General features: G+C 70.5%; 24 protein-coding genes. 12 read left to right on the top strand and 12 right to left on the bottom strand.

All coding sequences use genetic code 11. The features are described 5' to 3' along the window. Positions 1–165 precede the first annotated feature (165 nt). Positions 166–669: a MarR family transcriptional regulator gene (locus tag MTP10_RS21850; RefSeq protein WP_310711382.1), complete on the bottom strand. Its 504-nt coding sequence runs from the start codon at positions 667–669 to the stop codon at positions 166–168. 91 nt (positions 670–760) lie between these two features. Between MTP10_RS21850 and MTP10_RS21845 the strand changes: the two genes are divergently transcribed. Then, positions 761–1,189, top strand: a complete 429-nt coding sequence (locus tag MTP10_RS21845; RefSeq protein ID WP_310711381.1) for a nuclear transport factor 2 family protein — start codon at positions 761–763, stop codon at positions 1,187–1,189. Between the two features lie 83 nt (positions 1,190–1,272). Next, entirely contained in the window at positions 1,273–2,136 is an 864-nt protein-coding gene (locus tag MTP10_RS21840; RefSeq protein ID WP_310711380.1) for a haloalkane dehalogenase, read from the top strand. A 29-nt stretch (positions 2,137–2,165) separates the two neighbouring features. Here MTP10_RS21840 and MTP10_RS21835 read toward each other — a convergent pair whose 3' ends face one another. Next, positions 2,166–3,602, bottom strand: coding sequence for an MFS transporter (locus tag MTP10_RS21835; RefSeq protein ID WP_310711379.1), 1,437 nt, complete (start codon positions 3,600–3,602; stop codon positions 2,166–2,168). A 44-nt stretch (positions 3,603–3,646) separates the two neighbouring features. Then, positions 3,647–4,330 carry an NAD(P)H:quinone oxidoreductase gene (wrbA, locus tag MTP10_RS21830; RefSeq protein WP_310711378.1) on the bottom strand — a complete coding sequence of 228 codons (684 nt, stop codon included), beginning with the start codon at positions 4,328–4,330 and terminating at the stop codon, positions 3,647–3,649. Positions 4,331–4,423: 93 nt separating this feature from the next. Between wrbA and MTP10_RS21825 the strand changes: the two genes are divergently transcribed. From MTP10_RS21825 to MTP10_RS21800, 6 genes are all read left to right on the top strand, one after another. Next, on the top strand, positions 4,424–4,921 hold the full coding sequence (locus MTP10_RS21825) for a MarR family winged helix-turn-helix transcriptional regulator (protein WP_310711377.1): 498 nt from the start codon (positions 4,424–4,426) through the stop codon (positions 4,919–4,921). A gap of 85 nt (positions 4,922–5,006) precedes the next feature. Then, positions 5,007–6,260, top strand: a complete 1,254-nt coding sequence (locus MTP10_RS21820; RefSeq protein WP_310711376.1) for an FAD-dependent oxidoreductase — start codon at positions 5,007–5,009, stop codon at positions 6,258–6,260. A gap of 22 nt (positions 6,261–6,282) precedes the next feature. Next, the gene (locus MTP10_RS21815) at positions 6,283–7,236 is read left to right on the top strand and encodes a sigma-70 family RNA polymerase sigma factor (RefSeq protein ID WP_310711375.1); all 954 of its coding nucleotides are present in this window, start codon (positions 6,283–6,285) and stop codon (positions 7,234–7,236) included. Positions 7,237–7,360: 124 nt separating this feature from the next. Beyond that, a complete protein-coding gene (locus tag MTP10_RS21810; RefSeq protein WP_310711374.1) occupies positions 7,361–8,566 on the top strand; it encodes an alpha/beta hydrolase in 1,206 nt (401 codons plus the stop codon). Between the two features lie 161 nt (positions 8,567–8,727). Then, positions 8,728–9,222, top strand: a complete 495-nt coding sequence (locus MTP10_RS21805; protein WP_310711373.1) for a hypothetical protein — start codon at positions 8,728–8,730, stop codon at positions 9,220–9,222. Next, a complete protein-coding gene (locus MTP10_RS21800; protein ID WP_310711372.1) occupies positions 9,219–9,554 on the top strand; it encodes a hypothetical protein in 336 nt (111 codons plus the stop codon). Before MTP10_RS21805 ends, MTP10_RS21800 begins: the two co-directional genes overlap by 4 nt. A 5-nt stretch (positions 9,555–9,559) precedes the next feature. Here the strand turns inward: MTP10_RS21800 and MTP10_RS21795 are convergent, their stop codons facing one another. Then, positions 9,560–9,865: a DUF1905 domain-containing protein gene (locus MTP10_RS21795; RefSeq protein WP_310711371.1), complete on the bottom strand. Its 306-nt coding sequence runs from the start codon at positions 9,863–9,865 to the stop codon at positions 9,560–9,562. Between the two features lie 17 nt (positions 9,866–9,882). Then, the gene (locus MTP10_RS21790; RefSeq protein ID WP_310711370.1) at positions 9,883–10,254 is read right to left on the bottom strand and encodes a VOC family protein; all 372 of its coding nucleotides are present in this window, start codon (positions 10,252–10,254) and stop codon (positions 9,883–9,885) included. A 172-nt stretch (positions 10,255–10,426) separates the two neighbouring features. Between MTP10_RS21790 and MTP10_RS21785 the strand changes: the two genes are divergently transcribed. Then, positions 10,427–11,446 carry a sigma-70 family RNA polymerase sigma factor gene (locus MTP10_RS21785; protein ID WP_310711369.1) on the top strand — a complete coding sequence of 340 codons (1,020 nt, stop codon included), beginning with the start codon at positions 10,427–10,429 and terminating at the stop codon, positions 11,444–11,446. A gap of 27 nt (positions 11,447–11,473) precedes the next feature. On the opposite strand, the gene MTP10_RS21780 is transcribed toward MTP10_RS21785, so the two are convergent. The 3 genes from MTP10_RS21780 to MTP10_RS21770 form a co-directional block, all read right to left on the bottom strand. Next, a complete protein-coding gene (locus MTP10_RS21780) occupies positions 11,474–12,076 on the bottom strand; it encodes a TIGR03086 family metal-binding protein (protein ID WP_310711368.1) in 603 nt (200 codons plus the stop codon). A gap of 167 nt (positions 12,077–12,243) precedes the next feature. Then, on the bottom strand, positions 12,244–12,570 hold the full coding sequence (locus MTP10_RS21775) for an AzlD domain-containing protein (protein WP_310711367.1): 327 nt from the start codon (positions 12,568–12,570) through the stop codon (positions 12,244–12,246). Continuing rightward, positions 12,563–13,270, bottom strand: coding sequence for an AzlC family ABC transporter permease (locus tag MTP10_RS21770; RefSeq protein ID WP_310711366.1), 708 nt, complete (start codon positions 13,268–13,270; stop codon positions 12,563–12,565). The genes MTP10_RS21775 and MTP10_RS21770 overlap by 8 nt, the downstream gene beginning before the upstream one ends. A gap of 164 nt (positions 13,271–13,434) precedes the next feature. Between MTP10_RS21770 and MTP10_RS21765 the strand changes: the two genes are divergently transcribed. From MTP10_RS21765 to MTP10_RS21755, 3 genes are all read left to right on the top strand, one after another. Further along, the gene (locus tag MTP10_RS21765; RefSeq protein ID WP_310711365.1) at positions 13,435–13,878 is read left to right on the top strand and encodes an Lrp/AsnC family transcriptional regulator; all 444 of its coding nucleotides are present in this window, start codon (positions 13,435–13,437) and stop codon (positions 13,876–13,878) included. 165 nt (positions 13,879–14,043) lie between these two features. Continuing rightward, positions 14,044–15,537: an MFS transporter gene (locus MTP10_RS21760; protein ID WP_310711364.1), complete on the top strand. Its 1,494-nt coding sequence runs from the start codon at positions 14,044–14,046 to the stop codon at positions 15,535–15,537. A gap of 178 nt (positions 15,538–15,715) precedes the next feature. Continuing rightward, on the top strand, positions 15,716–16,036 hold the full coding sequence (locus MTP10_RS21755; protein WP_310711362.1) for an STAS domain-containing protein: 321 nt from the start codon (positions 15,716–15,718) through the stop codon (positions 16,034–16,036). A gap of 59 nt (positions 16,037–16,095) precedes the next feature. On the opposite strand, the gene MTP10_RS21750 is transcribed toward MTP10_RS21755, so the two are convergent. From MTP10_RS21750 to MTP10_RS21735, 4 genes are all read right to left on the bottom strand, one after another. Continuing rightward, on the bottom strand, positions 16,096–21,906 hold the full coding sequence (locus MTP10_RS21750) for a hypothetical protein (protein WP_310711361.1): 5,811 nt from the start codon (positions 21,904–21,906) through the stop codon (positions 16,096–16,098). Positions 21,907–21,912: 6 nt separating this feature from the next. Then, positions 21,913–22,212 (bottom strand): hypothetical protein, encoded by a 300-nt coding sequence (locus tag MTP10_RS21745; RefSeq protein WP_310711360.1) that lies wholly within the window; start codon positions 22,210–22,212, stop codon positions 21,913–21,915. Further along, the gene (locus MTP10_RS21740) at positions 22,209–22,592 is read right to left on the bottom strand and encodes a YbaB/EbfC family nucleoid-associated protein (protein WP_310711359.1); all 384 of its coding nucleotides are present in this window, start codon (positions 22,590–22,592) and stop codon (positions 22,209–22,211) included. The genes MTP10_RS21745 and MTP10_RS21740 overlap by 4 nt, the downstream gene beginning before the upstream one ends. 231 nt (positions 22,593–22,823) lie before the next feature. Further along, positions 22,824–23,030, bottom strand: coding sequence for a cold-shock protein (locus MTP10_RS21735; RefSeq protein WP_310711358.1), 207 nt, complete (start codon positions 23,028–23,030; stop codon positions 22,824–22,826). Positions 23,031–23,413: the final 383 nt, after the last annotated feature.

The following is a 23,413-nucleotide window of genomic DNA, read 5'->3' as shown; positions in this document are numbered from 1 at the left end:
GTGAGGAGCCTGTTGCCGAACTCGATCGCGCCGTGCAGGCTCATCTCCGCGGTGGGGACAGCCTGCTCCACCAGGGCGCCCGCCGGAGGTGACCGGGCCGGGCCTGACGTAGGGCCCGATCTGGCCCTCCACGATCGGCCGAACCAGCCGAGGGTCGGTCTCGGGTCAGGAGGTCGGGGGGTGCGGTGCCTGCCGGGTGTGGTGGTCCAGCAGGCGGGTGAGCAGCTGGACGAACTGGTCGCGTTCGGCAGGGGTCAAGGGGGCGAGCAGCTCGTCGTGGAGGTCGTCCAGGACCTTGTCGAGGCGGCGCAGGTGCCGGCGGCCCTGGGCGGTGATCGTGATGACGTTGCGGCGGCGGTCGTCGGGATCCGGCATCCGCTCGACGAGGCCGCGCTCGGCCAGTTCGTTGAGAACGCCGACCATGTCGCTGCGGTAGATGCCGGTGCGTCGGCTCAGCGTCGCCTGGCTGCCCGGGCCGTGCTCCTGCAACGAGGCGAGCACGGCGTAGTGCCACTTGCGGGCGTCGGCCTGGGCCAGTCCCTCGTTCATGAGCCGGTCCGACTGCGCGGACACCCCTGAGAGCAGGCGACTGGCCCGCCGGCGCAGCCTCTCCGGCGTCTTCGTCTCGCCGTCGTACGGCATGTCCGCGGCTTCGGCTCTGCTGCTCATGACGCTGATCCTATCCCCTTGCGTTCGTCCGACTAACGATGTAGATTCGTTCATGACGGAAACGTTAGAGACATAAACGTTAGTTCGACGAATGAACGAGGGCGCCATGTCCACCGATACCCTGATCGCCGACCGCATGGAGATCGCCGACCTGTTCTCCCGCTTCGCGCGGCTGCTCGACGAGAAGCGATGGGAGGATGCGGGCACCGTCTTCACCGACGATGTGGCGGTGCACTCGCCGCGCGGGGGCGAACTCCGCGGCATCGACAAGGTCGTCGGCTTCATGCGACAGAGCGAGGTCGAAGGGCAGCAAGCCCAGCACATCACCACTGACCTGCTGGTGGACGTCGACGGCGATCAGGCGGCTGCCTCGGCGTACTCACTCGTGCACTACTACCGCGACGGCCAAGCACCCCACTTCACAGGCGGCCTGCGAATGACGGGCACCGCGGTGCGGACGCCGGCGGGCTGGAGATTCCGTGAGCAGCGGATCACGCCCGCCTGGACCCGCGAGAGCTGATCCCCTGGCGACCGGCGACGGCCACAGGGCCAACGCCGTTCCAGCCCGCGCCTGAAACCCTCATCTCAGAAGGAATCCACCTCATGCCCACGATCGACGTCCTCGACTCGACGATTCACTACGAAGACCACGGCAGCGGAGCCACCGTCGTCTTCCTGCACGGCAATCCCTCCTCCTCACACATGTGGCGCAAGGTGCTGCCCCTGGTCGGAGCGGGACGGCTGATCGCGCCCGACCTGATCGGCATGGGCCGCTCGGGCAAGCCCCTCGGCGACTACCGGTTCGCCGACCACGCCCGCTACCTCGACGCGTTCTTCGACGAGCTCGGCCTGGACGACGTCGTGCTCGTCGGCCACGACTGGGGCGGCTCGCTCGCCTTCGACCGGGCGGCCAGGCACTCCGATCGGGTGCGCGGTCTCGCCTTCTTCGAGACGATCGTGCGTCCGATCGCCTCGAACGAACTCTCCGAGCAGGCGCGCGCCCGCGCCGCGAAGCTGCGCGCCACCGAGGGCGAGTCCCTGGTGCTCGACTCGCACTTCCTCATCGACACCGCCTACACCGGGGGCGTGCTGAACCCGCTCAGCGAGGAGGAGCTCGACCTCTACCGGGCGCCGTACCCCACCCGGGAGAGCCGTCGCCCGTTGCTGAACTGGACCCGTTCGCTGCCGATCGACGGCGACCCCGCCGACGTGACCGCCCGGATCGACGCCTACGGCAGCTGGCTGGCCTCCAGCCAGGACGTCCCCAAACTTCTGCTCACCTTCGACTCCTCACCAACCCTCCTCGTCACCCCGGAGGTCGCCGCCTGGTGCAAGGACCACATCGCCGGCCTCCAGATCGAACACTGCGGTCCAGCCGGTCACCACGCCACCGAAGACCAGCCTGAAACGATCGCCGCGGCGATCTCCACCTGGCTGGACCAGCAGAACCTCCGCTCTCATCGTTGAGAGGCTCGAGCCGGTACGGGGGCCTTCGTTCAGTTGGGTGCCGTGGGCCGGCGCCGGGGCAGCAGCAGGCTGGTCGCTGCGATGGCCAGTCCGAGTCCGGCCGCGATGAGGAAGACACGGTCGTAGCCGGCGGCGAGGGCGACCGGGGAGCTCTCGCCGGCCGCCGTCTGGGTGGCGGCGGTGGCGAGCACCGCCAGGCCCAGCGATCCGCCTGCCTGGCCGGCGGTCTGGGCCAGGCCGCCGATGGTTCCCGCGTCGCGGTCGGGTACGTCGGCGGTGGTGGCGGCCATGAGGGTGGGGAAGGTCAGTCCGATGCCGGTGGCGATGAGCAGGGTGGGTCCGAGGATGCCGACGAGGTAGCCGCTGTCGGTCTGGGCCTGGGCGAGCCAGCCGAACCCGGCCAGGAAGCAGGCGCTGCCGGCCAGGATCAGGGGCCGTACGCCGGTGCGTGGCAGCAGGGCGGCGGCCGATCGCGCGATTACCATGAACGTCACCGCCGCGGGGGTCTGCCCGAGCCCGGCTTGAAGCGCGCCGTAGCCGAGGACGTTCTGCAGGAACAGCGAGGTGAAGTACCACATCGCGATGCCTATCCCGCCGAACAGCAGCAGCATGGCGTTGCCGACGGCCACCCCGCGGATGCGTAGCAGCCGCAGGGGCATCATCGGGTGGGTGGCGAAACGTGCCTCCACCACGGTGAAGACGGCGAGCAGGAGCAAGCCGGCCACGGCCGGCACCAGGACCGGCGCGGACGTCCAGCCGTGGTCGGTGCTGTGCATGATCCCGTAGATCAGCGCGGCCAGCCCTGCCGTGCCGGTGACCGCGCCGACGATGTCGAGGGTTTCCCGTCGGGCGGTTCGGGTGCTGGGCAGCCCCCTCAAGGCCGCGGCGATCAGTGCCACGCCGATCGGCACGTTGATCAGGAAGACCCACCGCCAGGACAGGCCGGTGGTGAGGGCGCCGCCCGCGACGGCGCCGGCCATTCCGCCGACACCGCCCGCGGCCGACCACGCGCCGAACGCGCGGGCGCGCCGGCGACCCTCGGTGAAGCTGGTGTTGATCACGGCCAGCGTCGCCGGGGCGAGCAACGCGGCTCCCACGCCTTGTGCGACGCGGGCGGCCACCAGGACGTCGGGAAGGGTCGCCAGGCCGGCGACCAGGCTTGCGGCGCAGAACAGCACCAGTCCGCCGGTCAGGATACGGCGCTGGCCGAACAGGTCGGCGGCTCGGCCGCCCAGCAGCATGAAGCCGGCGAAGGTGAGCAGGTAGCCGTTCACCACCCAGGACAGGCCGGCGGGTGCGAAGCCGAGATCCCGGTCGATCGAGGGAAGCGCGACGTTCACGATGGAGGAGTCCAGGATCACCATGAACTGGCAGGCGCACACCAGCGCCAGGATCAGCCACTCGGGGCCGGTGCGTGTTCCGGCCTGGTCGCTGATCACGGGGGACGCGGAAAGTCGCGAGGTCACAAAAGTCTCCTGAGGGCAGGATTCGGTCGAGGTGCCGGCGCCGCTCACGCGGTCCGGAGGGTGGTTGCGGGCTCGGCCGCGCGGGCGTCCCCGTCCCCGTCCCCGTCGGTGCCGGTGACGTGGCTGCCCGCCAGCAGCCGGATCGCGGTCCGGGCCAGCCGCTGTCCCTGGTAGCGGGCGGCGTCCAGCGCCGCGCCCTTGAGGTCGTCTCCGGTCGGTCCGGTCACGGCGGAGACGCCGTAGGGGTTGCCGCCGGCGGCGTACACGGCGGGGTCGGTGAACCCGGGCGGGACGATCAGCGCGCCCCAGTGGTAGAACACGTTGCCCAGCGACAGGATCGTGGCCTCGCTGCCGCCGTGCCGGTTGTACGCCGAGGTGAAGGCCGTCACCGGCTTGTCGGCCAGGCCGCCTTCCTGCCACAGCCCGCCGGCCTGGTCGATGAACTGCTTGAGCTGCGCGGCCGGCGCGCCGAACCGCGTCGGCGTCCCGAACGCGAACGCGTCGGCCCAGGCCAGGTCCTCGACGGTGGCCTGGGTGAGCGACGTGGTCGCGTCGGCGTGCCGCCGCCACTGCGGGTTCTGGTCGATCGTGCTGTCGGGCGCCAGCTCGGCGACCCGCCGCAGCCGCACCTGGGCCCCGGCCGAGGCGGCGCCTTCGGCAACGGCCTGGGCGAGGGCGTGCACGGTGCCCGTCGCGCTGTAGTAGATGACGGCGACCTTAGCGGTCATGTCGGCTCCCGATGGTTGCGTAGGATTAGTTATGCGAATAACGTTATCCGCATAATAGTTATCCGCGTAACGAACTTGTCAAGAGGAGCGTCCGTGGACTTCGACCAAGCCGACACCATCAACCAGGCCATCCGTCTGCTGACCCTGCGTCACCGGGCCAGGGCCGCCGAACTGCTGGCCCCCCTCGGGCTGCACCCCGGCCAGGAGGCGCTCCTGCTCGAACTCGCCCGTACCGGCCCGATGATCCAGGCCCAGCTGAGCGAGGCTCTCTGCGTCGAGCGGCCCAGCGTCACACTCATGGCCCGCAAGCTCGAAGCGGCCGGTCACATCCGGCGCAGCCCCGCCCCCGATGACCAGCGCGCCACCGTCGTCGAACTCACCGACGGCGGCAGAGCCCTGACCGAGGAGGTCAAGCGGCTATGGTGCGCCCTGGCGGAGGAGACCCTCGCCGGCCTGCCCGCCGAAACGGTGGCAGGGCTACCCAGCCTTCTCAAGACCCTGACCTCCAACGTCGACACCAGGCGCCCCCACAATCGCCACGCCGCCTCGGCGGCGCGAGCGTCGTCGGACGGCACGCCTCCCGTTCTGTGACCCATGCCACATGCAGTTCCTGTCAGCAATCGGGGCGCCGTTCCGCTCAACTCACCGGGAGCAAGCGAACCGACAGGAGCACCACATGAAGCACCGCATCGTCGTCCTCGGCGCCGGTTATGCCGGGGCCTACGTGGCCGGGAACCTGGCCCGCCGGCTGTCCACGGCGGACACCGAGATCACCGTGGTCAACGCGGTGCCGCACTTCGTCGAGCGGCTGCGGCTGCACCAGTTGGCGGCCGGCCGGGAGATCGAGACTCAGAAGCTCGCCGACGTCTTCGCGGGCACGGGGATACGGCTGCGCGTGGCCCGTGTCACCGACGTCGACCCCGAGCGCCAGGTCGTCGCCGTGGCCGACACTGACGGCGGCGGCGAGCTCGGCTACGACACACTTGTCTACGCCCTCGGCAGCCACGGCGCCGACCAGGGCGTCCCCGGCGTGGCAGAGCACGCGTTCGATGTCGCCGCCCGGCCCTCGGCGCTGCGCCTGCGCGAGCGCCTGGACAGCCTGGAGAGGCTGGACAAGCGGGGCAGGCGAGGCGAAGGCGGGAATGTGCTGGTCGTCGGCGACGGGTTGACCGGCATCGAGACCGCCACCGAGATCGCCGAAGCCCGGCCCGGCCTGTCGGTCGGGCTGATCGCCCGCGGCGAGCTGGGCGCCCGGCTGTCCGCCGCAGCCCGCGGCCACCTGCGCCAGGCCTGCGACCGGCTGGGCGTCACCGTCCTGGAGCACACCAGCGTCGAAGCCGTCGAAGCGACGCGGGTGCTGTGCGCCGACGGCACCGCCCTGGCATCCGACGCAACCGTGTGGACGGCCGGGTTCGAGGTCAGCCCCATCGCCGCCGCCGGCGGGCTGGAGGTCACCGAGAACGGGCAGATCGTGGTGGATCGCACCATGCGGTCGGTCTCGCACCCGAACGTCTACGCCGCCGGTGACAGCGCCTACGCCATCGGCGACAACGGCCGGCCGCTGCCGATGTCCTGCGCTTCGGCCGGCTTCACCGGCGGGCAGGCGATCGCCGCGATCGTGGGACATCTGACCGGCCGCAAGGTCCCACACACCAAGCTGGTCTACTCCTACAACCACATCAGCCTCGGGCGGCGGGACGGGATCCTGCAGATGGTCGACGACGAAGGGCAGGCAAAGCCGAAGTACGTGGGCGGCCGGAAGGCCGCGCGGATCAAGGCGGGCATCCTCAAGGTCTCGCTGTGGGCCAACTCGCACCCGACCTTCGGCCTGCCCAAGCGCAGGCGCCGCCTGGCCGCCACGCCGGACGCGTCCCCCGAGAAGGCGACCGCTTTCACGCCGGACGCGCCCGCCGAGAAAGCGGTCGCCTGACCGCCTCCTAGGGTTGATCCGCATGGACGCCACCGCCACTGATCGCTTCGACACCGGTCGGTTCGAGGCCAGCCGGAACCGGCTGGCCTCACTGGCCTACCGGCTGCTGGGCTCGGCAGCCGACGCCGAAGACGCCGTTCAGGATGCGTTCCTGCACTGGCAGGCCGCCGACCGGCAGCGGATCAAGGTGCCGGAAGCATGGCTGACGAAGGTCGTCACCAACCTGTGCCTCGACCGGCTCCGCTCGGCACAGGCTCGCCGGGAACGCACCGTCGGCGCCTGGCTGCCCGAACCGCTCCTCGACGGCGACCCGATGCTCGGCCCGGCCGGCACTTTCGAGCAGCGTGAATCGGTCTCCCTGGCCGTGCTGACTCTCATGGAGCGCCTGTCACCCCACGAACGGGCCGTCTACCTCCTGCGCGAAGCGTTCTCCTACAGCCACGCCGAGATCGCCGAGATCCTCGACATCACCGAGTCCGCAAGCCAGCAGCACCTCCACCGGGCCCGGCGCCGCATCACCGCCGCACGCCGCGGCAGCGGCGAGATCGACCCCGCATCCGCCCGCAGGATCGTCGAGGAATTCCTCGCCGCTGCCTCCTCGGGCCGCACCGAACGGCTGGTGGAGCTGCTCACCGACGACGCGACCGCGATCTCCGACGGCGCCGGCCTGACCGAGAGGCTGCTGCGGTACGACACTCCGCAGCGCATCGCCGCCATCGTCCGGGCCGGCTTCACACCCACACCCGCGAAACGGCGACTTGCCGGCGGCACGTCCGCCGTCCACTACGCGCTCGTCAACGGCGCCCCCGCCATCCTCTTCGTGCCCGGCGACCAGGTCGTCGGGGCCGTGACATTCGACATCACCAACGGCAGGATCGCAACCGTGCGCGGCATCGCCGCCCCCACCCGCCTCGCCCGGCTCACCGAAGCCTGGCGGCAGCACGAACCGGACACGCCGCTCATCACCCACTGGTGACCCGACGCCGACACGCCACCGCAGTCACCGCTGCCCGGCCCACCCTGACCCTGACGAAAGTAAGGGCTCGACCCGGCCTTTCGGGCATGTCGGGCAGGGTGCCGTCATTCCTACAGTGCTGCACATGATCAGAACTCGACGCAACCCCGCAGCCCTCCTCCTCGCCTTGGCACTGGCCCTACCGGTGTCGGCCGCGGCGGCCGCCTCGACGTCCTTGCCCGCCGCCGCCTCCTCCACGGGGACCTCCGACGTGCGCTTCGCCATCCCTCGCCCCACGGGCCGGTACGAAGTCGGGCGCGACACCCTGCATCTCGTCGACGTCGGCCGCCGCGACCCGTGGATGCCCGCAGCCGGCGCACGCGAGTTGATGGTGTCGATGTACTACCCGGCTCGCGCCGGTGGGAGCGCCGCGCCGTACATGACCGTGGACGAGGCTCGTCTCCTCCTCAAAGGGCAGAAACTGGACACCGTCTTCAAGGCCGAGCAACTCGCCGGTGTCAGCACGAACGCACACGTGGGCGCCCGCCCCGTCGGCGGCAGGCACCCCCTGGTGGTGCTTTCCCCGGGATTCTCCCTCAACCGCGCCACCCTGACCACACTCGCCGAAGAGCTCGCCTCCAAGGGCTACGTCGTCGCCCTCGTGGATCACGCCTACGAGTCGTTCGGCACGACCTTTCCCGGCGGCCGCACCCTGACCTGCGTCGCATGCGAGACGGTGGAGAAGGCCCCCTCCGATGAGGCGGAGAAGGCACTGATGGCCAAGGCCGCAGTCAACCGGGCAGCCGATCTGTCCTTCGTCATCGACCGGCTGACCCACCCCGCACGGTCCGCGCCCGCCTGGAAGCGCTCGCGCATGATCGACCCGCGCCGGATCGGCGCCGCCGGCCACTCGCTCGGCGGCAACGCCGCAGCGAGCGTCATGGCCACCGATCAGCGCGTCAGCGCCGGGGTGAACCTGGACGGCTCGTTCTTCGCCCCGGTCCCGGTCTCCGGCCTCGGCGAACGGCCGTTCCTCATGCTCGGCACCAAGGCCCAGCACTCGCCCGGCTCCGCCGACGCCACCTGGCCGCGGAACTGGCGACGCCTGGACGGCTGGAAGCGCTGGCTGACCGTGGCCGACTCCGGCCACTTCACCTTCATCGACCTGCCCATCCTGGGCGGGCAGGCCGGGATCACCGACCCTGCCGCGCCCCTGTCGGGCAAGCGGTCGGGCGAGATCACCACGGCGTACGTGGGCGCCTTCTTCGACCAGCACCTCAACAGCGAGCACCAGCCCCTGCTGGACGGTCCCTCCCCCACCAACCCGGAAGTGACCTTCCAGAACCCCTGAGGCCACGCGCCCGGAGGGCAGACAGCCGGCTCCGTACATGCCCCGCCGCTTCAGCGCCGGTCACGGCCGGGCGAGGCGACCCCGGACGCCCCCTCCTGACCTTCAGGGCGCCTGAAGCTTCGGCTAAGCTTCAGGCAATCTGAAGGTCGGAAGGATCGCCCATGGAACATGTCCTGTTGTCGGTGCACGTGCTCGCGAGCATCGTCTTCGTCGGAGGGTCGGCCGTCGCCGTGAGCCTGTTCCCTCGGTACGCGCCGATCGCCGTCGCCGTCCCCGCGGGCACCGGAGGGGCGGGCTCGGTGGGGGCGGACTCGGAGGGGGCGGAGCCAGAGGTGCGCAACCGCGCGGTGGCCGTCGCGCTGCACCGCGTCACCGGGGGCTACGCCGCCTTCGGGCTGATCGTTCCACTGGCCGGGATCGCCCTGGCGACCCTCCAGGGTCGGATGGGCGAGATCTGGATCACCGTGTCCATGCTGCTCACAGCCGTCGCGGGCGGCCTGCTGGCCACGCAGATCCACCCGCGCCAGCGCGAGGCTCTCCGCGCCCCCGGCGACGGCCGGGCGCTGCGCACGCTGTCCGTGCTCGCCGGTGTCTACAACCTGGCGTGGGCCGTCGTGGTCATCATCATGATCGTCCGCCCCGGCTCGGGCCGATGAGCGCGACCCCGGCAGGCGCTGCCGGGATGAGCGCGGCGCACCTGCGCGTGCTGCGTCTCGCGTCCGGCGTCGAGGCGCTCTCCCTGGCGACGCTGCTGGTCAACCTGCTCACCGTCCACGCCAAGGCGATCACCACGTTCGGCGGGCCGCTGCACGGCATGTCGTACCTGGTCGTCATCGGCGCGGTCTGGATGGCGCCGGCCGCCGCCGGCTCCGGAGCGCGGTGGCGCGCCGTCGTCCCCGGCGTCGGCGGCCTGCTCGCCCTGCGGCGCCTGCGGGGCCGCCCGGCCCCGCCGGACTTCGCCCCCGGCCTGCCGCCTCAGGACGGCTGAGGCCGTCACCGGGTACGGCTCAGCAGGCGGACGGTGACGGTGTCGCCCGCATCCTTGCCGATCGCGCGGCGGACCTCGGCACGGACCGGCAGCTTGTGAATGCCGCCGCCCATGGCCATGAACGAGCTCTCGAACGGGTGACCGTCGATCGTCGCCCGTACCTTCACCAGACCCCGGGTCCCGAAGAACCCGGCCGACTCGGGCCAGACGACGTAGGTGTGGCCGCCCTTGGCCGGGCTCTTCCGCAGCGTCGCGGTGAACTCCTGGTCCAGCGCCTGCGGCTCGTCGTGGAGCCGTCCGGTGTCCGCCATCGTGGGTCCTTTCCCGTTCACTGGACGATCTCGAGGCCGTTGCCGTCCGCGTCGCGGAAGGCGAACATCGGCGGGACGCCCTCCCACCGCAGCAGCTCGCCGACCGCGATACCGTGCGCGGCCAGCTCCTCGTGGAGGGACGCGGCGTCCGCCGTCGTGAGACGGATCCCGGTCTCGACCCCGGTGTTCGTACGCTCGCCCGCCGGGACCAGGGCGATCGTCGTCGCCGATCCCGGCGGCGCCACCTCGATCCAGCGCCCGCCGAGCCGCCCCAGGGGGACGTCCACGCGCTTCTCCAGGCCCAGCAGGCCCACGTAGAACTCGACGGCGCGGTCCTGGTCGGCCACGGGAACCCCGATGGTCCTGACGCCGGTGATGACGATGCTCATCCGCTCGCTCCCCTCGCTCCGGGCCGATGCCTCTCACCGTTCCCACTCTCTGGACGAACGGCTACGCCCGTTGACGACATTCGGCGAGCCGATTCGCCGAACTTTTCTCGGCCACCACGAGTGCTGCGGCGCGTCGCGGGGGGCTCCCCTGGGTGAGGCAGAATCGTGGCTCGTGAGCGAGGTTTCCGCAGATGACCTGACATGTGCCCGGCAGGGGGACGGCGACGCGTTCGGCCGGCTCGTGGAGCCGCTGCGCCGGGAGCTGCACGCGCACTGCTACCGCATGCTCGGCTCCGCGCACGACGCCGACGACGCCCTTCAGGAGGCGCTGCTGCGCGCCTGGCGGGGGCTCTCCCGTTTCGAGGCCCGCGGCTCGCTGCGCTCCTGGCTGTACGCCGTCGCCACCCGCGCCTGCCTGGACACGATCGAGGCGCGCGGCAGGCGGGCGCTGCCCGTCGACCTCGGCCCCTCCAGCGACCACACCGTCGTGGACGCCGCCCCGCGTGACGACGTGGCCTGGCTCGGCCCCTACCCCGACGCGGCACTGGGCGACGGCCCGCTCGGTCCCGACGCCCGTTACGAGCAGCGCGAGGCCGTCGAGCTGGCGTTCGTCGCGGCCCTGCAGCACCTGCCGGGCAACCAGCGGGCGGCGCTGCTGCTGTTCGAGGTGCTGGGCCTGTCCGCCGCCGAGATCGCCGCCACGATGCGGACCTCGACCACGTCGGTCAACTCCGCGCTGGCCCGGGCCCGCAAGGTCATCGCCGACCGGGTGCCGGCCCAGAGCCAGCGGCAGGCCGTGCGCAAGCTCGGCGACGCGCGGCTGCGCGACCTGGTCGCCGGGTACGCGGCCGCGATGGAACGCGGTGACGCCGCGGCCCTGGCGGCGCTGCTCACCGAGGACGTCACCTGGTCGATGCCGCCGCTCCCCCACTGGTACCGGGGCGTCGAGGCGGTCATGAACTTCGCCGTCCAGGTCCCGCTGACCCGCTGCGGCTCGTGGCGGCACCTGACGACCAGCGCGAACGGCCAGCCCGCCGTGGCCTCCTACCTGCGCCACGGCGGCACCGGGCCGCACCGGGCGTGGTCGTTGAACGTGCTGACCGTCCGCGGTGACGCCATCGCCGCGATCACCTCGTTCCTCGGCCCGGAGCACGCCGCCCTCCTCGGCCTGCCCGGGGCCCTTCCCGGATGACTTTCGGGAGGGAGACCGTCCCCCTCGTCAGGGGGCGGGCGGCGTCCAGGCGGGGTCGCGGCCGGTGAGGCCGAGCAGCCGGTCCATGAGCGGGGCGTCGCCGGGCACGGGCACCGGCGGCCCGAACAGGCCGGGACTGCCCTGCGGAGAGCCGGCGGCGACGGCGCTCACCCACGCGTACGCCTCCCGCAGGGCCTCCGCCAGTGCGGGCTCCTCGCCGGGGTAGGGCTGCCCCGTGGCCACGGCCACGTCCCAGCCGTGGATGACGACCTCGTCGACGGCGGCGGCCCCGGCGACCTCGGCCGGCATCCGGCCGCCGCCCACCTCCGCCGTCCCGCTCCACGCCGACGGAGCCCGCCACGCTCGGGCCAGCTCGTCGAGGCGGGCCGGGATGCGCTCACGCCAGTCGTCGCCCAGCCGCGACGCGTCGGGCGTCCGGGCACGGCCGCCGTCCTCCAACGGCGTCTTGGTGGCGGCGGCGGCGAACGCCACGCAGAGACCGTCGATGTGGTCGAGCAGCTCCGCCACGGTGATGCCACCGGAGGGCGTCGGGGCGGAGAGCCGGTCGCCGGGCAGGCTCCTGATGATCGCGGCGAGGGCGTCCGTCGCGGGCCCGAGGTCGGCCGTCATCGCCGCACCACGTCCATCAGGGTGTGTTCGTGGCGTACTGCGGGAAAGCTGACGGGCTCTGCGGGCATGAGGCCTCCTCGTCCGCTCCACCAGCCCGGCGTCCAGCTCCGGAGCATCCTCCACCCTATGGTCGAGGATGGTGGGGCTCAACGCACATGACCATGAATTCAGAAGGCGTTGACGAGGACGACGTAGACGGCGGTGCCGATCCCGACGCTCAGGATCGTGCGGCGCCCGAAGGCGAGGTGCACGCCCGCGGTGACGGCGACCGCGAGCAGCGCGTACGGCATCGCGCGTGGTTCGGCGGAGACGGTGCCGTGCAGGGCGGTCGCCGCGAGGATCGCGAGGATGCCCACCGGCATCCACACGGCCAGGTTCCGCACGACGGCGGAGCTGTGCAAGGTGCGCAGCAGGGCGAAGGGGACGGCGCGCAGGGCGAAGGTGATGGTGAAGACGATCGCCAGGACGGCGACGAGATAGGAGCTGCTAGGCATCGACGGTCTCCGGGGTGGGCTCCTGGGCGGGCTGCCGGGCGGGCTCCTGCGCCGGGCGGCGGGTGGTGAGCGCGTGGCGGGCCAGCAGCAGGGCGACGAACAGCAGCAGCGCGGTGAACATGGCGGCGCCCGGAGTGGCGATGAGGGCGACGGTCACGCTGGCGCCCGCGAGCAGTGCCGGGGCGATCTCACGGCGGGAGCGGAAGGCGTCCAGCGTGAGCACGGTGAACAGGGCGCACAGCGCGAATTCCAGCCCCTTGACCGGCGCGGGCAGCGCCGCGCCGATGGCGACGCCGACCAGCCCGCCGCCCACCCAGTAGGCCTGGGAGGAGAGCTGCATCGCCAGCAGCCGCGGCGCCGAGCGCTCCGCCGCGGGCAGTGAGGCGCTGACGGCGTAGGCCTCGTCGATCATCGCGTAGATGGAGTACGCCTTCGCCAACCGGCCCCTGACCAGGTGCAGGGGGAAGGAGAAGGCGTAGAAGACGTGCCGGAAGTTGACCACCAGAACGGTCAGCGCGACGGCGGCGAGCGGCGTGACGCTCGCGATCATGCCCACCAGCAGGAGTTCGAGGGATCCGGCGAACGCGGCCAGCGACAGGGCGGGGGTCAACCACCAGGGCAGGCCGGCCTGGAGGATCAGCAGGCCGAGGGCGATGCCGAGCGGGAAGATCCCCAGTCCTGCGGAGAAGGAGTCGCGCACTCCTGCGACGATCTGCTGCCTCCGGGTGATCGGAGCGCAGATGAGCGCAGGTGTGGCGATATGGGGCCGAACGTTCGATTGCACCCCTCTATGGTCTCGCAGAACCCTCGCCATGTGGTTGCGAGTATTGCCCTCACGCGGGCGGCTACGGCAATGTTCGACACATGGATGCGGTGGACAGAGCAATTATCGCCGAGCTGGAGCGGAACGGTCGGCTGACGAACGTCGAGCTGGCCACGCGGGTCGGGCTCACCCCCGGGCCGTGCCTGCGGCGCGTGCAGCGGCTGGAGGCCGAGGGCGTCATCCGCGGGTACCGGGCGGTCATCGACCCCGCCTCCGTGGGCCGCTCGTTCGAGGTCCTGGTCGACCTCACGCTCGACACCCAGGACGCCGAGACCGTCGAGCACTTCGAGCAGACGTTGGCGCGGGCCGAGGCGGTCGTCGAGCTGCGCCGGCTGTTCGGCAGCCCCGACTACTTCGCCCGCGTGGCCGTCGCCGACCTGGCCGCCTACGAGGCCTTCCTCAGCCGGCATGTCATGACCATCCCGCGGATCAGGAACGTCACCTCGCACTTCACGATGAAGAACGTCAAAGTCGCCACGGGGTGAGCTCAGGTGCGCGGGGCGGACCCGGCGTGAGATTTCCGTAACGCCGTCCGTAGCCGGTCAGCAGGGGTTCATAACCGGTCGCCGCCAGGGTGAGGTCAACCGACCGGACGGGCGCGGTGTTCTCCCACCGCACCGTCCGTCCCTTCCTCCCCTGGAGCCACCCTCATGGCCGCCGCCCCGAACCGCTGGTGGGCACTGCCCGTCGTGCTGGTCGCCGTCTTCATGACGACGCTGGACTTCTTCATCGCCAACGTGGCCGTCCCCTCGATCAGGACCGGGCTGCACGCCGACGGCTCCGAGGCCCAGCTCGTGATCGCCGCCTACGGGCTGGCGTACGCCGCCGGGCTGGTCGTCTCCGGCAGGCTCGGCGACCTGTACGGGCCGCGCCGGGTCTTCTCGGCGGGCCTGGCGCTGTTCACGCTCGCCTCGGCCGCGTGCGGGGCCGCGCCGGCCGCCTGGGTCCTGGTGCAGGCCAGGGCCGTGCAGGGGGTGGCCGCGGCGCTGCTCGCCCCGCAGGTGCTGGCCCTGCTCGGCGGCCTGTACCAGGGGGCGGACCGGGCCAGGGCCTTCGGCTGGTACGGCACGGCGGTGGGGCTGGCGGGCGTCAGCGGGCAGGTGATCGGCGGGCTGCTGATCGCGGCGGACCCGGGGGGGCTGGGCTGGCGGGCCTGCTTCCTGGTCAACGTGCCCCTGGGCCTGGCCGCGCTCGTGGCGACCGCGCGTGTCCTCCCCTCTGCACCGCCTGTCCGACCGGAGGACGGGCTCACGGCCGGCGCCGGGCGGGGGCTGGACGTGGCCGGGGCGGGACTGGTCGCCGCCGGGCTGGTGGCGGTCGTCCTGCCGCTGGCTCAGGGGCGCGAGCACGGCTGGCCGGCGTGGACGTGGCTGTGCCTGGCGGCCTCGGCTCCCCTGCTCTGGGCGTTCGCGCACCGGCAGCGCCGTCTCGCCGCCGCCGGGCGGCAGCCGCTGCTGGACCTCGGCGTGTTCCGGGAGAAGGGGTTCGCGGGCGGGCTGGTGGCGGTGGCGCTGCTGTTCGGCGGCTCAGCGGGGCTGTCGTTCGTGCTGGCGCTGTACCTCCAGGAAGGGCTCGGGCTCGGGCCCGCGGCGGCCGGGGCGGTGTGCACGGCGCTCAACGGCGGGTTCCTGGCCGCCTCCGCGCGGGGGGCGGCCATGGCCGGGCGCCTGGGGGCGCGGCTGCCCGTGGCCGGAGCCGCCATGCTGCTGCTCGGGCTGCTCCTGCTCGACCACGCCGTGGCCGGACACGCCGGCGCCGCTTCCGGGGGCGGGGCGATGGCGTGGCAGGTCGCCGGAGCGCTGCTCGTGACGGGCGGCGGGATGGGGCTGCTCATGCCGCCGTTGCTCTCCACCGCGCTGGCCCGGGTACGGCCGGCGCTGGCCGGGGCGGCGGCGGGCGTGCTGGGGACCGTACAGGAGACAGGGGGCGTGCTCGGCGGCACGCTCACCGGGACGGTCCTGCTGGGCTCGCTGGAGTCGGGGTGGGGGCCGGCCGCTCGGGCGGGGCTGGCCGTGCCCATCGCGTGCGCCCTCGGCGTGCTCGCCATGACCGCGCTGACCCGCCGGCACACCCCGGCGGCTCGCGCGGCGTCGCGGCCCACCACCACCGGCGGGGCCGGGGCAAGAACGAACACGACGCCATGACCTGCGCGGGCGCCGGGACAGCCGTGCACGGCGGACGGACCGGAGTAGACTCGGGCTACCGAGGACTTTCTTGTGCGTTGGCAGCGGGCCGGCGTCGCCCACGGCGATAGAACACTTGGGGCCTGAGTGGCCGCCGGGCATCCCACATGTGTTCTCTGTGCTGTGACAGGAGGCTTCCATGCGCATTTTCTCGCCGGCTCGTCCCGGCAGAGCCGGTCCGGTGACCACCATCGTGTACCTGACCGGCGAGATCGACATCTTCACCGGCGAAGCCCTCCGGCGGCGACTGCTGCGCGCCCTGCCCTGCGAGGGCGGCCGGCTCGTCGTGGACGTGTCCTCGGTGTCGTTCTGCGACGCCTCCGGCTTGGGGGTCCTGGTCGGCATCCAACGCGAGGCCCGGTCGCGGGGAGTCGCGCTCGCCCTGCGGGCGCCGCGCCCGCACATGAGCAGGCTGCTGCGCATCACCGGTTTGCACCGCAGCCTCACAGTCGTACCGTAATCGCGCTGACCTGCCGCCCAGCACGTCGAGCAGGGCGGTCAGGTGGGCGCGGGTGAGGTTCAGCGCGTGATCATCCCGGGATGCGCGGCGTCGAACTCGGCGAGCCCTTCAGGGGTGAGCCTCAGGTAGAGGCCGCCGGGAACGTCCACCACCAGAGGCGTGCCCTTGCCATGGAGCACGATGGAGATGTCCAATTCGAGATACGTGTTCTCGTGCTGCTTCTCCAGGAAGTTGCGTTCGATGATGTCGGCGTTCCGCGATCCGGCTTCGTCCGCCGTCTTGGTGCTGCCACCGATGCCGCCGAAGCCCAGATTCCCATCGGTCGATCCGGCGGACCCGCCTCCTCGGACCGCCTGGCCCCGGCCACGCTCCTGGCCGTGCCCGCTGGTGGTCATGGTCTGCGCGTAGACGCGTTGCTTGACCAGCGCGCTGGTGATCTCGTGGGCCCCGTTGACGTCGATCCCCACCTTGCCGATCCCGGGAATCTCGTAGTCATGCGCGAGCAACTGCTGCAGATGGGCGCGCATGGTCCTTTCCTTGGTGACCTCGGCAAGGGACATGCCGGCCGGGCTGGAGAGCTCGAATCCGTTGGGCCGGTCGGCCAGCGAGGGCACCTCCGCCCGGAGCTTCGGCGGTACCGCGGCCATCGGCGCCCATTGCTCCACCAGTGTGGCGGCCGGGAACGCGACCTGGCTGACGTCTCCCTTGGGGACACCCTCCCTCAGGGTGGTGGACATGGTGTTGGGCCCTGCCGTCTCCGCCCATCGCGGGTCCGCGGCGACGACCGGCGTAGGCGCCGCGACCGGGGTGCCCTGCGGCACCTCCGTGGTGAGGTGTCCCGGCACCAACACGCCGAGCCCGCCGTTCGCGACCGCTCTGGACGTCGAGACGACCCCGACATGCCTGTCGAAGAGCCTCCCGGCTCCGTCGTGTCCGGTTACCTCGCCCACCTTGAGCACCATCCTGCGGGCCGCGCTCTGCATGGGTTCCAGGACAGGGCGGACCGGGACGCGCTCAAGCGTGATCTCGTAGGCGACCGGATGCCTGAACTCCTGCGGGGCTTCGCGTGTCTGGTAACGGTTGATCTCTTTCACACCTGCTCCCTGCGCGTCCGCGGTGTGGGAGTCGCGATGGTTCGCGTACCCCGCTTCGCCTCCCCTGAGATCGCCGTCCGAAGACTGCAGGTAGCGCGCGAGTACCTCCGCGCCGTGGTCCGAGCCCACTTCGCGCACCCTCAAGTCGCCACCGAGGCGCTCGCTGCGGAGCATCAGGCCGGTGTCAGGACGCTCACCGACGTGTACTCCGTCACCGATCTCGGCGGTGACCCGGATACCCACGCGTTCGGTGACTCGGCCGTGTTCATCTGTGACGAACAGCCAGGATGACACTCCGTTTCCGCGAAGCTCCCCCAATTTCGTACCGAGCGCGTCCTGGCCGTAGTGGCCTCGCAGGTGCTCCGCCACTGGGTGGTTCGTGAACTCCTGCTCCGGGAAGAGAAGGCCATCGTCGCGGAGCATCTCGACGATCTTCGGGAGTACGGCATGCGCGTCGAGATGCTGAACGGAGGCGGTGTTCATCGCCGCCTCGGGCGCGGCGTAGGCGCGGGCCGTGTCCCCCGCCTGCTGGGCGGGCTCCACCGCCTCCGGGCCGTCCAGTCCGTGACGGCGTGCCACCTCGTCCGGAAGGACGAGGTCCATGATCTCCTGCACCCGGACGTACGTGGTCGGGCCCCGTTCGACCGTTTCCCCGCTGGTTCTGGTCGGTGTCACCTCCAGAACCAGGTCCGCGCGGTACCAGTGCGAGGTGCTCCCATCTGCGTAAGTAACCCGGGCTACGTCGCTGCCGCCCAGATAGGAGCTTTCCTGCGCCATCCGCTTCGAGGTGCCATGCACCCCCGCTCGCGCCACGACCTTTCGCTTGGTTCCGCTGGGCTCCTCGTCTCCTCGCGTGTGACCCGCCGACTCCCCATCGCTGCCGAGGGTGACGCGCAGACCGGTACGGGCGTGCCCGCCCAGGGACTGCCTGCTGCGCTCGCTGTTCGTCACCCTCGAATTACTGTTCGAGTAGCTTTCGAGCTCTACTCCGTTCTCCGACTTGACGTGCTCCAACCCGGCCACGTGCGCCTTCACGTGCACATCGTGCCGCGATCCCCCTCGATCGGAGACGGTGTAGTACAGGCCGTCAGGGTGAGATGTGATCATGGTTTCCAGCCTGATCACGTCAGTGGCGGTTTCGAACACCGGCGGTACGTCCAGACGCTCCGCAGGCACCGGCAGTCCCGCCCACCTGGAATATGCCTCCGCCACCGCCCGAGGCAGGTCAGGCATGGCACCCAGACGGACGATGGCGGACAGCTCATCGTCACGAGGACTCCATGCATCACGGGGCGGCTCGATCGACGACTCGATACGTCCCAGCTGCGCGACGTCCTGCGCGAGCACCGGCGCCTCCGGCAGGTGGGCATACGGTACGAGGAACTCCGCCTTGCTGCCGTGCACCTCCCACGACGCGTTCGTCACCTCTGTGCCATTTCGCGAGGTCCTCATCCTGACGTCGAAGGAGAGGTCCCGTGTGATGGTGAAGCCGCCACTGGTCTCCGTGCGGTCGTACCTCGTGTTACCGGCGGAGAAGCCGACACTCTCCGCCTTCGTGCCGCTCCCGGTGAGAGCCAGGTTCACCGGGTCGACCTTCAACCCGTCGTTCACCTCGGCGCGCGCGACACCACGCACCTCCCCACGGCCTGCGACGGAGGTCTCCCGCTGGCTGGTGTTGGTCTGCGACGTGATCCTGCGCTCGTTCACCGTCATTTCGGTCGAGCCGACCTCGTGCCGCCGGCCGAGAGAGCCCTCGGCCAAGATCTCGACGGTGTAGCCGCCGATCGTCTTGTCGTACCTGATCCCGTGTAGAGCATGCGTCAGGTCGGCTTCCAGGGCCACGCCCCCGAAGCGGCTTTCGATGTCCCGCATGATCTGCCGCCTGATCCCTTGCGGGAGGTCGGGCAGTGCTTCGTCGACAGCCCGGCGGATCTCCGTGGAGAGGAGCGTCTCGGAGTGGACGCGGACGCCGCTGCCCAGTCCTGTCCCCCGCCCGGCCGCGAGCGTCTCAGGCTCCAGCACGTGCGGGTCGTAGCCACCGTCCGGATGCTCGCCCCTGGCCGGATCTTCACCATCCGGTTCGCTCCGCACGAGCTCCCTACGTACGTCGTCCACCTCCCGGTGGAGATCGGCGAGTTTCCGCTGGATTGCGTTGAATTCGCCGGGCGGCCGGAGATCGTGCCCGAAGATGTCCTGCTCCATCCGGGGCGCGTCGCGAGCCGGTATGAGCAGCTCGGCCTTCACCCCGACCTCGAACGTGCCCATCTTCTCGGTCTCGACCCGCAGCACCATGTGGGCGTCGTACATGGTGACGTCACGGACCTGGGTCAAGACGGTGTGGTTGCCGTGTGCCCTGTTGGTGCCCGCCACATGGTCCGTTCCGAAGCCGAACCCGCCAATGGCCCGGGCGACGACCTCCGACCCGCTCCCCAGGGGCACACCTATCTTGCCACCCGCATGAACGTTGAGGCTCGCGCCCTGCCGATGTATCGTCCCCTCGCTCTCGCGCCGTCCCATGTCGTCCCGGAACATCGTCTCGATCGGTGGCCGCCCGCTTCCGTCGACAGGCTCGATCCGCGTGATCCGGCTGGTGATCTGGACAGAGTCCTCCGCTGATCGCAGCGGGGAGCTCTTGTACCGGACCGCCTCGGAGGCGGCCCCGCTCGACAGCATCGACTGGCCACGGTTCTTCATTCCCTGTTCGCTGAGCACCGTGGACGTGAGGTGCTCAATGATCTTGACCACCTCACCCGCGGGCACACCCGCCGACAGCGCCCGACGCTGCACCTCCAGCACAAGGGGCGTGACGTCCATCCCGGTGATGGAGATTCCGTGATCACGGAACTTGTGCTCAGCTCCGATCGGAACCTCGTGGCGGGGAAGCGGCGGTGGGTGGTCGGCGGGCAGAAGCGGCCCTTCCCGGGTGAACTGCCGAGGGAAAGGGAGGGTCACTGACAGTTCGGGGACTGCCGCGGTTTCTGTGACCATTTCACCGTTGCGGTAGATGTCGAGGGAGATGCCCGCGGCGAAGTAGTCGTGCACCGGGGAAACGGCCTTGTGACCGCTGATGATCTCGATGCCATTCGTGTGGGTCGTGCGCGACGTACTGCTGATGCCCGCACGAGGCAGGGCACTGGCCTCAGCCTCGTCCGGCGAGTGGTACAGCCCTCTCATCAGACCCGCGCTCCGATCCAGGGAGGAGGCCCGCGAGGACTTGCCCTCCACACCATCCCCGCCGAAGGCGACCGGCTTCTCGGGCGCCAGGCTCGGGTGCTCCACGTGCCTGAACTCACTCGGCCTCAGCTTGAGGTAGACGACATCGCCACCGACGCCGAGCGCCACGCCCCTTTGGAGGCGGTCGGTCCATGTTTCGCGGTTGCCGTCGGAAAGCACCTGCGTCAGCCAGTGGCGAATCGCAGCTCGTTCCCGCGGGGTGACACCTTGGACGCCGTCGGACACAGCCTGAGCCGTCGCCCTCGAGTCTCGCGGGACCTTGACGTCGTGTACGGCCGTTTCGCCCAAGGCGCCGATCTCGACGGTACGAGGTGGATGGAGCTCGGGCTTGTCCATCCCGGCCGACGCCTCAAGCCGCTTCCAGGTCGGCGAACCATCAGGCCGCAACCCCGCAGAGAGGTACGCGACAGGCTGCGGCATCTCCGTGTTGAGAGCCAGACGAGGCGCGGGAAATTCGGCCTGTGAGAACAGCGCGTCGGGGCCCTTCCAAGCAGTCGACCTGATGGCCTCCTGGTTGTGTTGCACCGCCGCCAGGATCGTTTCAGCGTCGGGCCCGGGTATGCGCTTGAGGCCGGCGTCCGGGCCGGACGGAGGATGTTCGGACGGAGAGGCCGGGTGAGGCGAGGGCGAGGCGTCGGCACCATGGGGCAGGGACCCGGCCAGGTGCTGCCCGTCCGCCCCGAGCGCACTGGACGTGATGCCCTTCGCCAGCACGTCCCAGCTGAAGTTCCCCTGGGCCAACAAGGTCCCCGCGGTCGTGATCCCGCCGGTCACGGCATACTGCGCGGCCTGCCCGTACAGGGACGAGCTGGCCGCGGCCAGCAGCTTCTCGGCCGTGGACATCTCGGCCCTGGTCAGGCCGGCCCGCAGGGCCTGCGAGGCCAGCCGGTTCAGCCCGCCGGAGAGCAGCCCCATGAGCGCGCCCATGGCACCACCGGTCAGCGCCGAGATCACGAGCTGGGGAACGTCGATTTCGTCTCTGCGGCCCTTCACCATCTGCAGGATCTGGACGCCCATGTCCATGCCGGCCATGATCCCGGCGAACAGCGCCATGTTGCGCAGGCACTGCCTGGCGATCTGCGCGACCGTCATCCGGGCAATCTGTAGACGTGGTGGGATGAGCGCCAGACTCGCCCCGCCACTGGCCAGGGCCGCGCCCAGCAGATACGCCAGTTGCGCGATCAGCAGCCAGACGGTGATCTCGATCATGTATTTGGTGTACTGGATCTGCACTCCCACGCCGTTGAGCGCGACAGCGGCCTCCACGAGTCGTTTGACCACCGTGGCGACCTGACCGCCGACCACCGTGTTGACGTGGGCGGCGAAGGCGAGGTGGGCCTCCCCGTCCCAGTCGGCGCCGATTTTGGCTGCGCTTCCCGGTTGCTCGGCGTCCGTGCCCTCGACGAGCCGGTACGCGGCGCTCACGCACGCGTCGGCCAACCGGAAGCAGCCGGCCTCGTCCCCTTCCGGCCAGTCCATGCCGACCACCCAGCCGATGTACGGCTTGGCGAAGTCGGGTACGAGGAACCCGTCGAAGCCCACGGAAGATCAGCTGCGCTCGACGGAGGGTGGCTCCGTCCCCTCGTAGGTGCGGGCGTTGACGTTCAGCCCCGAGGCGACCCGCTCAAGCTCGTCGATGTGCGTCTTCAGGGCGTCGAAGATGCCGCTTTCGATCGCGGGCAGCTTCTTGGCCAGTTCGGCGCCGTACATGTCGTGGCCGAGCGTGTTCCTGTCCCGGTCGAAGGCGGCGCGGAGGTCGGCACGCACCTCCTCCGCGTCGTGCGCGAGCCGGTCGTAGGCCTTGGCCCGTCGGCGCAGCGCCTCGAACCGCACGAAGTAGCCGCTCACGGGGCCGGCTTCACAGGGCTGGGGAAGAACGCGTCGAGCATGTCCCGCTCTCCGAAGACCTCCTGGTACGGCATGCCCTCCGGCATGAGTGGCTCCAAGAGCTGCTTGCTCTGCTCCGAGACCGCGGCGGTGGCTTTGTCGGCCTGCTGCATGATCGCGTCGGCCAACTGCGAGGGGGACAGGGTGCGATACGCCCGGGGGCTCAGCTCGATGCCGCGTAACTGACCGTTGCGGCCAACAGTCACTCTCACCATCCCGTCCGTGGAACATGCCGTGTGCTCCGTGGCGGAGAGTTCTTCGTATGCCTCGCGAATACGCGCCAACTGCTGATTGATCTCACCGGCGAGCCTTCCGATCTCGCCCTCGAACGCATCCGTCACAGAGGAACCTTTCGTCCGTCTAATGCCGGATGGCATCTTACGGTGCCTCTTCGCGAAGCTTCAAACGAGCTGTAAGGTTTGCCTGCGGCGCAGGGGAGATCACGTACAGCGACCGGCACCCTGACCCGCTGGTGTGGCGGGGAACGCAGCCCACCGGACCCGGCCGGACATACAAACGAGCCGAGGCCCGCACCGGTGAAGGTGCGAGCCCCGGCTCGGGTGTGCCCTGGGTCAGGCGGGAACGATGTTCTCGGCCTGCGGGCCCTTCTGTCCCTGGGTGATGTCGAAGGCCACGCGCTGGCCCTCACGCAGCTCGCGGTAGCCGCCCTGGGAGACGATGTTGGAGTAGTGGGCGAAGACGTCGGCGCCGCCGCCGTCCTGCTCGATGAAGCCGAAGCCCTTTTCCGCGTTGAACCACTTCACGGTTCCGTTAGCCATGTCGATCTCCTTCTGGTTGGCAGGGCCGGTGTCCGCCGTGTGCGGACGCCGCGTCGCCGTAATGAGCCCATCCGGAGATGACCGGCAAACAAAAATACGCCTGAAGGTTACATACCGTCAGGCGCACACGTTCGTATGGGTACCTCAACTGCAACTGAGTTCAGCCTAGCACATCCACGGGCCACTCCCCCGGCCGTCGTCACGCCGCGAGTCAGGGCAGCGGGTCGCGTAGGGATCTCGTCAACATTCGCGCAGCTGGCGTATGAAATCCGTCAAGATTCGCAGAACCCGCCAAATGTCGCGCTTAGCTCGTCATGGGGCCGTTCAGCGGGACGGCCGGACATATCCGGAAGTGAGGAGCGGGGATGGCGGACGTCGTCTAC

Origin of the sequence: Nonomuraea sp. 3-1Str, from assembly GCF_031570565.1 — a bacterium.
GTDB lineage: Bacteria > Actinomycetota > Actinomycetes > Streptosporangiales > Streptosporangiaceae > Nonomuraea.
Note: the sequence above shows the minus strand (reverse complement) of the source record. Positions and strands in the feature narration are given on the sequence as shown.

Excerpts from the sequence above, each read along its gene's own strand:
- MTP10_RS21775 (WP_310711367.1), bottom strand. The coding sequence starts at position 12,570 with ATGCCTAGCAGCTCCTATCTCGTCGCCGTCCTGGCGATCGTCTTCACC.
- MTP10_RS21840 (WP_310711380.1), top strand. The coding sequence starts at position 1,273 with ATGCCCACGATCGACGTCCTCGACTCGACGATTCACTACGAAGACCAC.
- MTP10_RS21760 (WP_310711364.1), top strand. The coding sequence starts at position 14,044 with ATGGCCGCCGCCCCGAACCGCTGGTGGGCACTGCCCGTCGTGCTGGTC.
- MTP10_RS21815 (WP_310711375.1), top strand. The coding sequence starts at position 6,283 with ATGGACGCCACCGCCACTGATCGCTTCGACACCGGTCGGTTCGAGGCC.
- MTP10_RS21755 (WP_310711362.1), top strand. The coding sequence starts at position 15,716 with ATGCGCATTTTCTCGCCGGCTCGTCCCGGCAGAGCCGGTCCGGTGACC.
- MTP10_RS21790 (WP_310711370.1), bottom strand. The coding sequence starts at position 10,254 with ATGAGCATCGTCATCACCGGCGTCAGGACCATCGGGGTTCCCGTGGCC.
- wrbA (WP_310711378.1), bottom strand. The coding sequence starts at position 4,330 with ATGACCGCTAAGGTCGCCGTCATCTACTACAGCGCGACGGGCACCGTG.
- MTP10_RS21810 (WP_310711374.1), top strand. The coding sequence starts at position 7,361 with ATGATCAGAACTCGACGCAACCCCGCAGCCCTCCTCCTCGCCTTGGCA.
- MTP10_RS21735 (WP_310711358.1), bottom strand. The coding sequence starts at position 23,030 with ATGGCTAACGGAACCGTGAAGTGGTTCAACGCGGAAAAGGGCTTCGGC.
- MTP10_RS21780 (WP_310711368.1), bottom strand. The coding sequence starts at position 12,076 with ATGACGGCCGACCTCGGGCCCGCGACGGACGCCCTCGCCGCGATCATC.
- MTP10_RS21800 (WP_310711372.1), top strand. The coding sequence starts at position 9,219 with ATGAGCGCGACCCCGGCAGGCGCTGCCGGGATGAGCGCGGCGCACCTG.
- MTP10_RS21850 (WP_310711382.1), bottom strand. The coding sequence starts at position 669 with ATGAGCAGCAGAGCCGAAGCCGCGGACATGCCGTACGACGGCGAGACG.
- MTP10_RS21820 (WP_310711376.1), top strand. The coding sequence starts at position 5,007 with ATGAAGCACCGCATCGTCGTCCTCGGCGCCGGTTATGCCGGGGCCTAC.
- MTP10_RS21795 (WP_310711371.1), bottom strand. The coding sequence starts at position 9,865 with ATGGCGGACACCGGACGGCTCCACGACGAGCCGCAGGCGCTGGACCAG.
- MTP10_RS21805 (WP_310711373.1), top strand. The coding sequence starts at position 8,728 with ATGGAACATGTCCTGTTGTCGGTGCACGTGCTCGCGAGCATCGTCTTC.
- MTP10_RS21845 (WP_310711381.1), top strand. The coding sequence starts at position 761 with ATGAACGAGGGCGCCATGTCCACCGATACCCTGATCGCCGACCGCATG.
- MTP10_RS21765 (WP_310711365.1), top strand. The coding sequence starts at position 13,435 with ATGGATGCGGTGGACAGAGCAATTATCGCCGAGCTGGAGCGGAACGGT.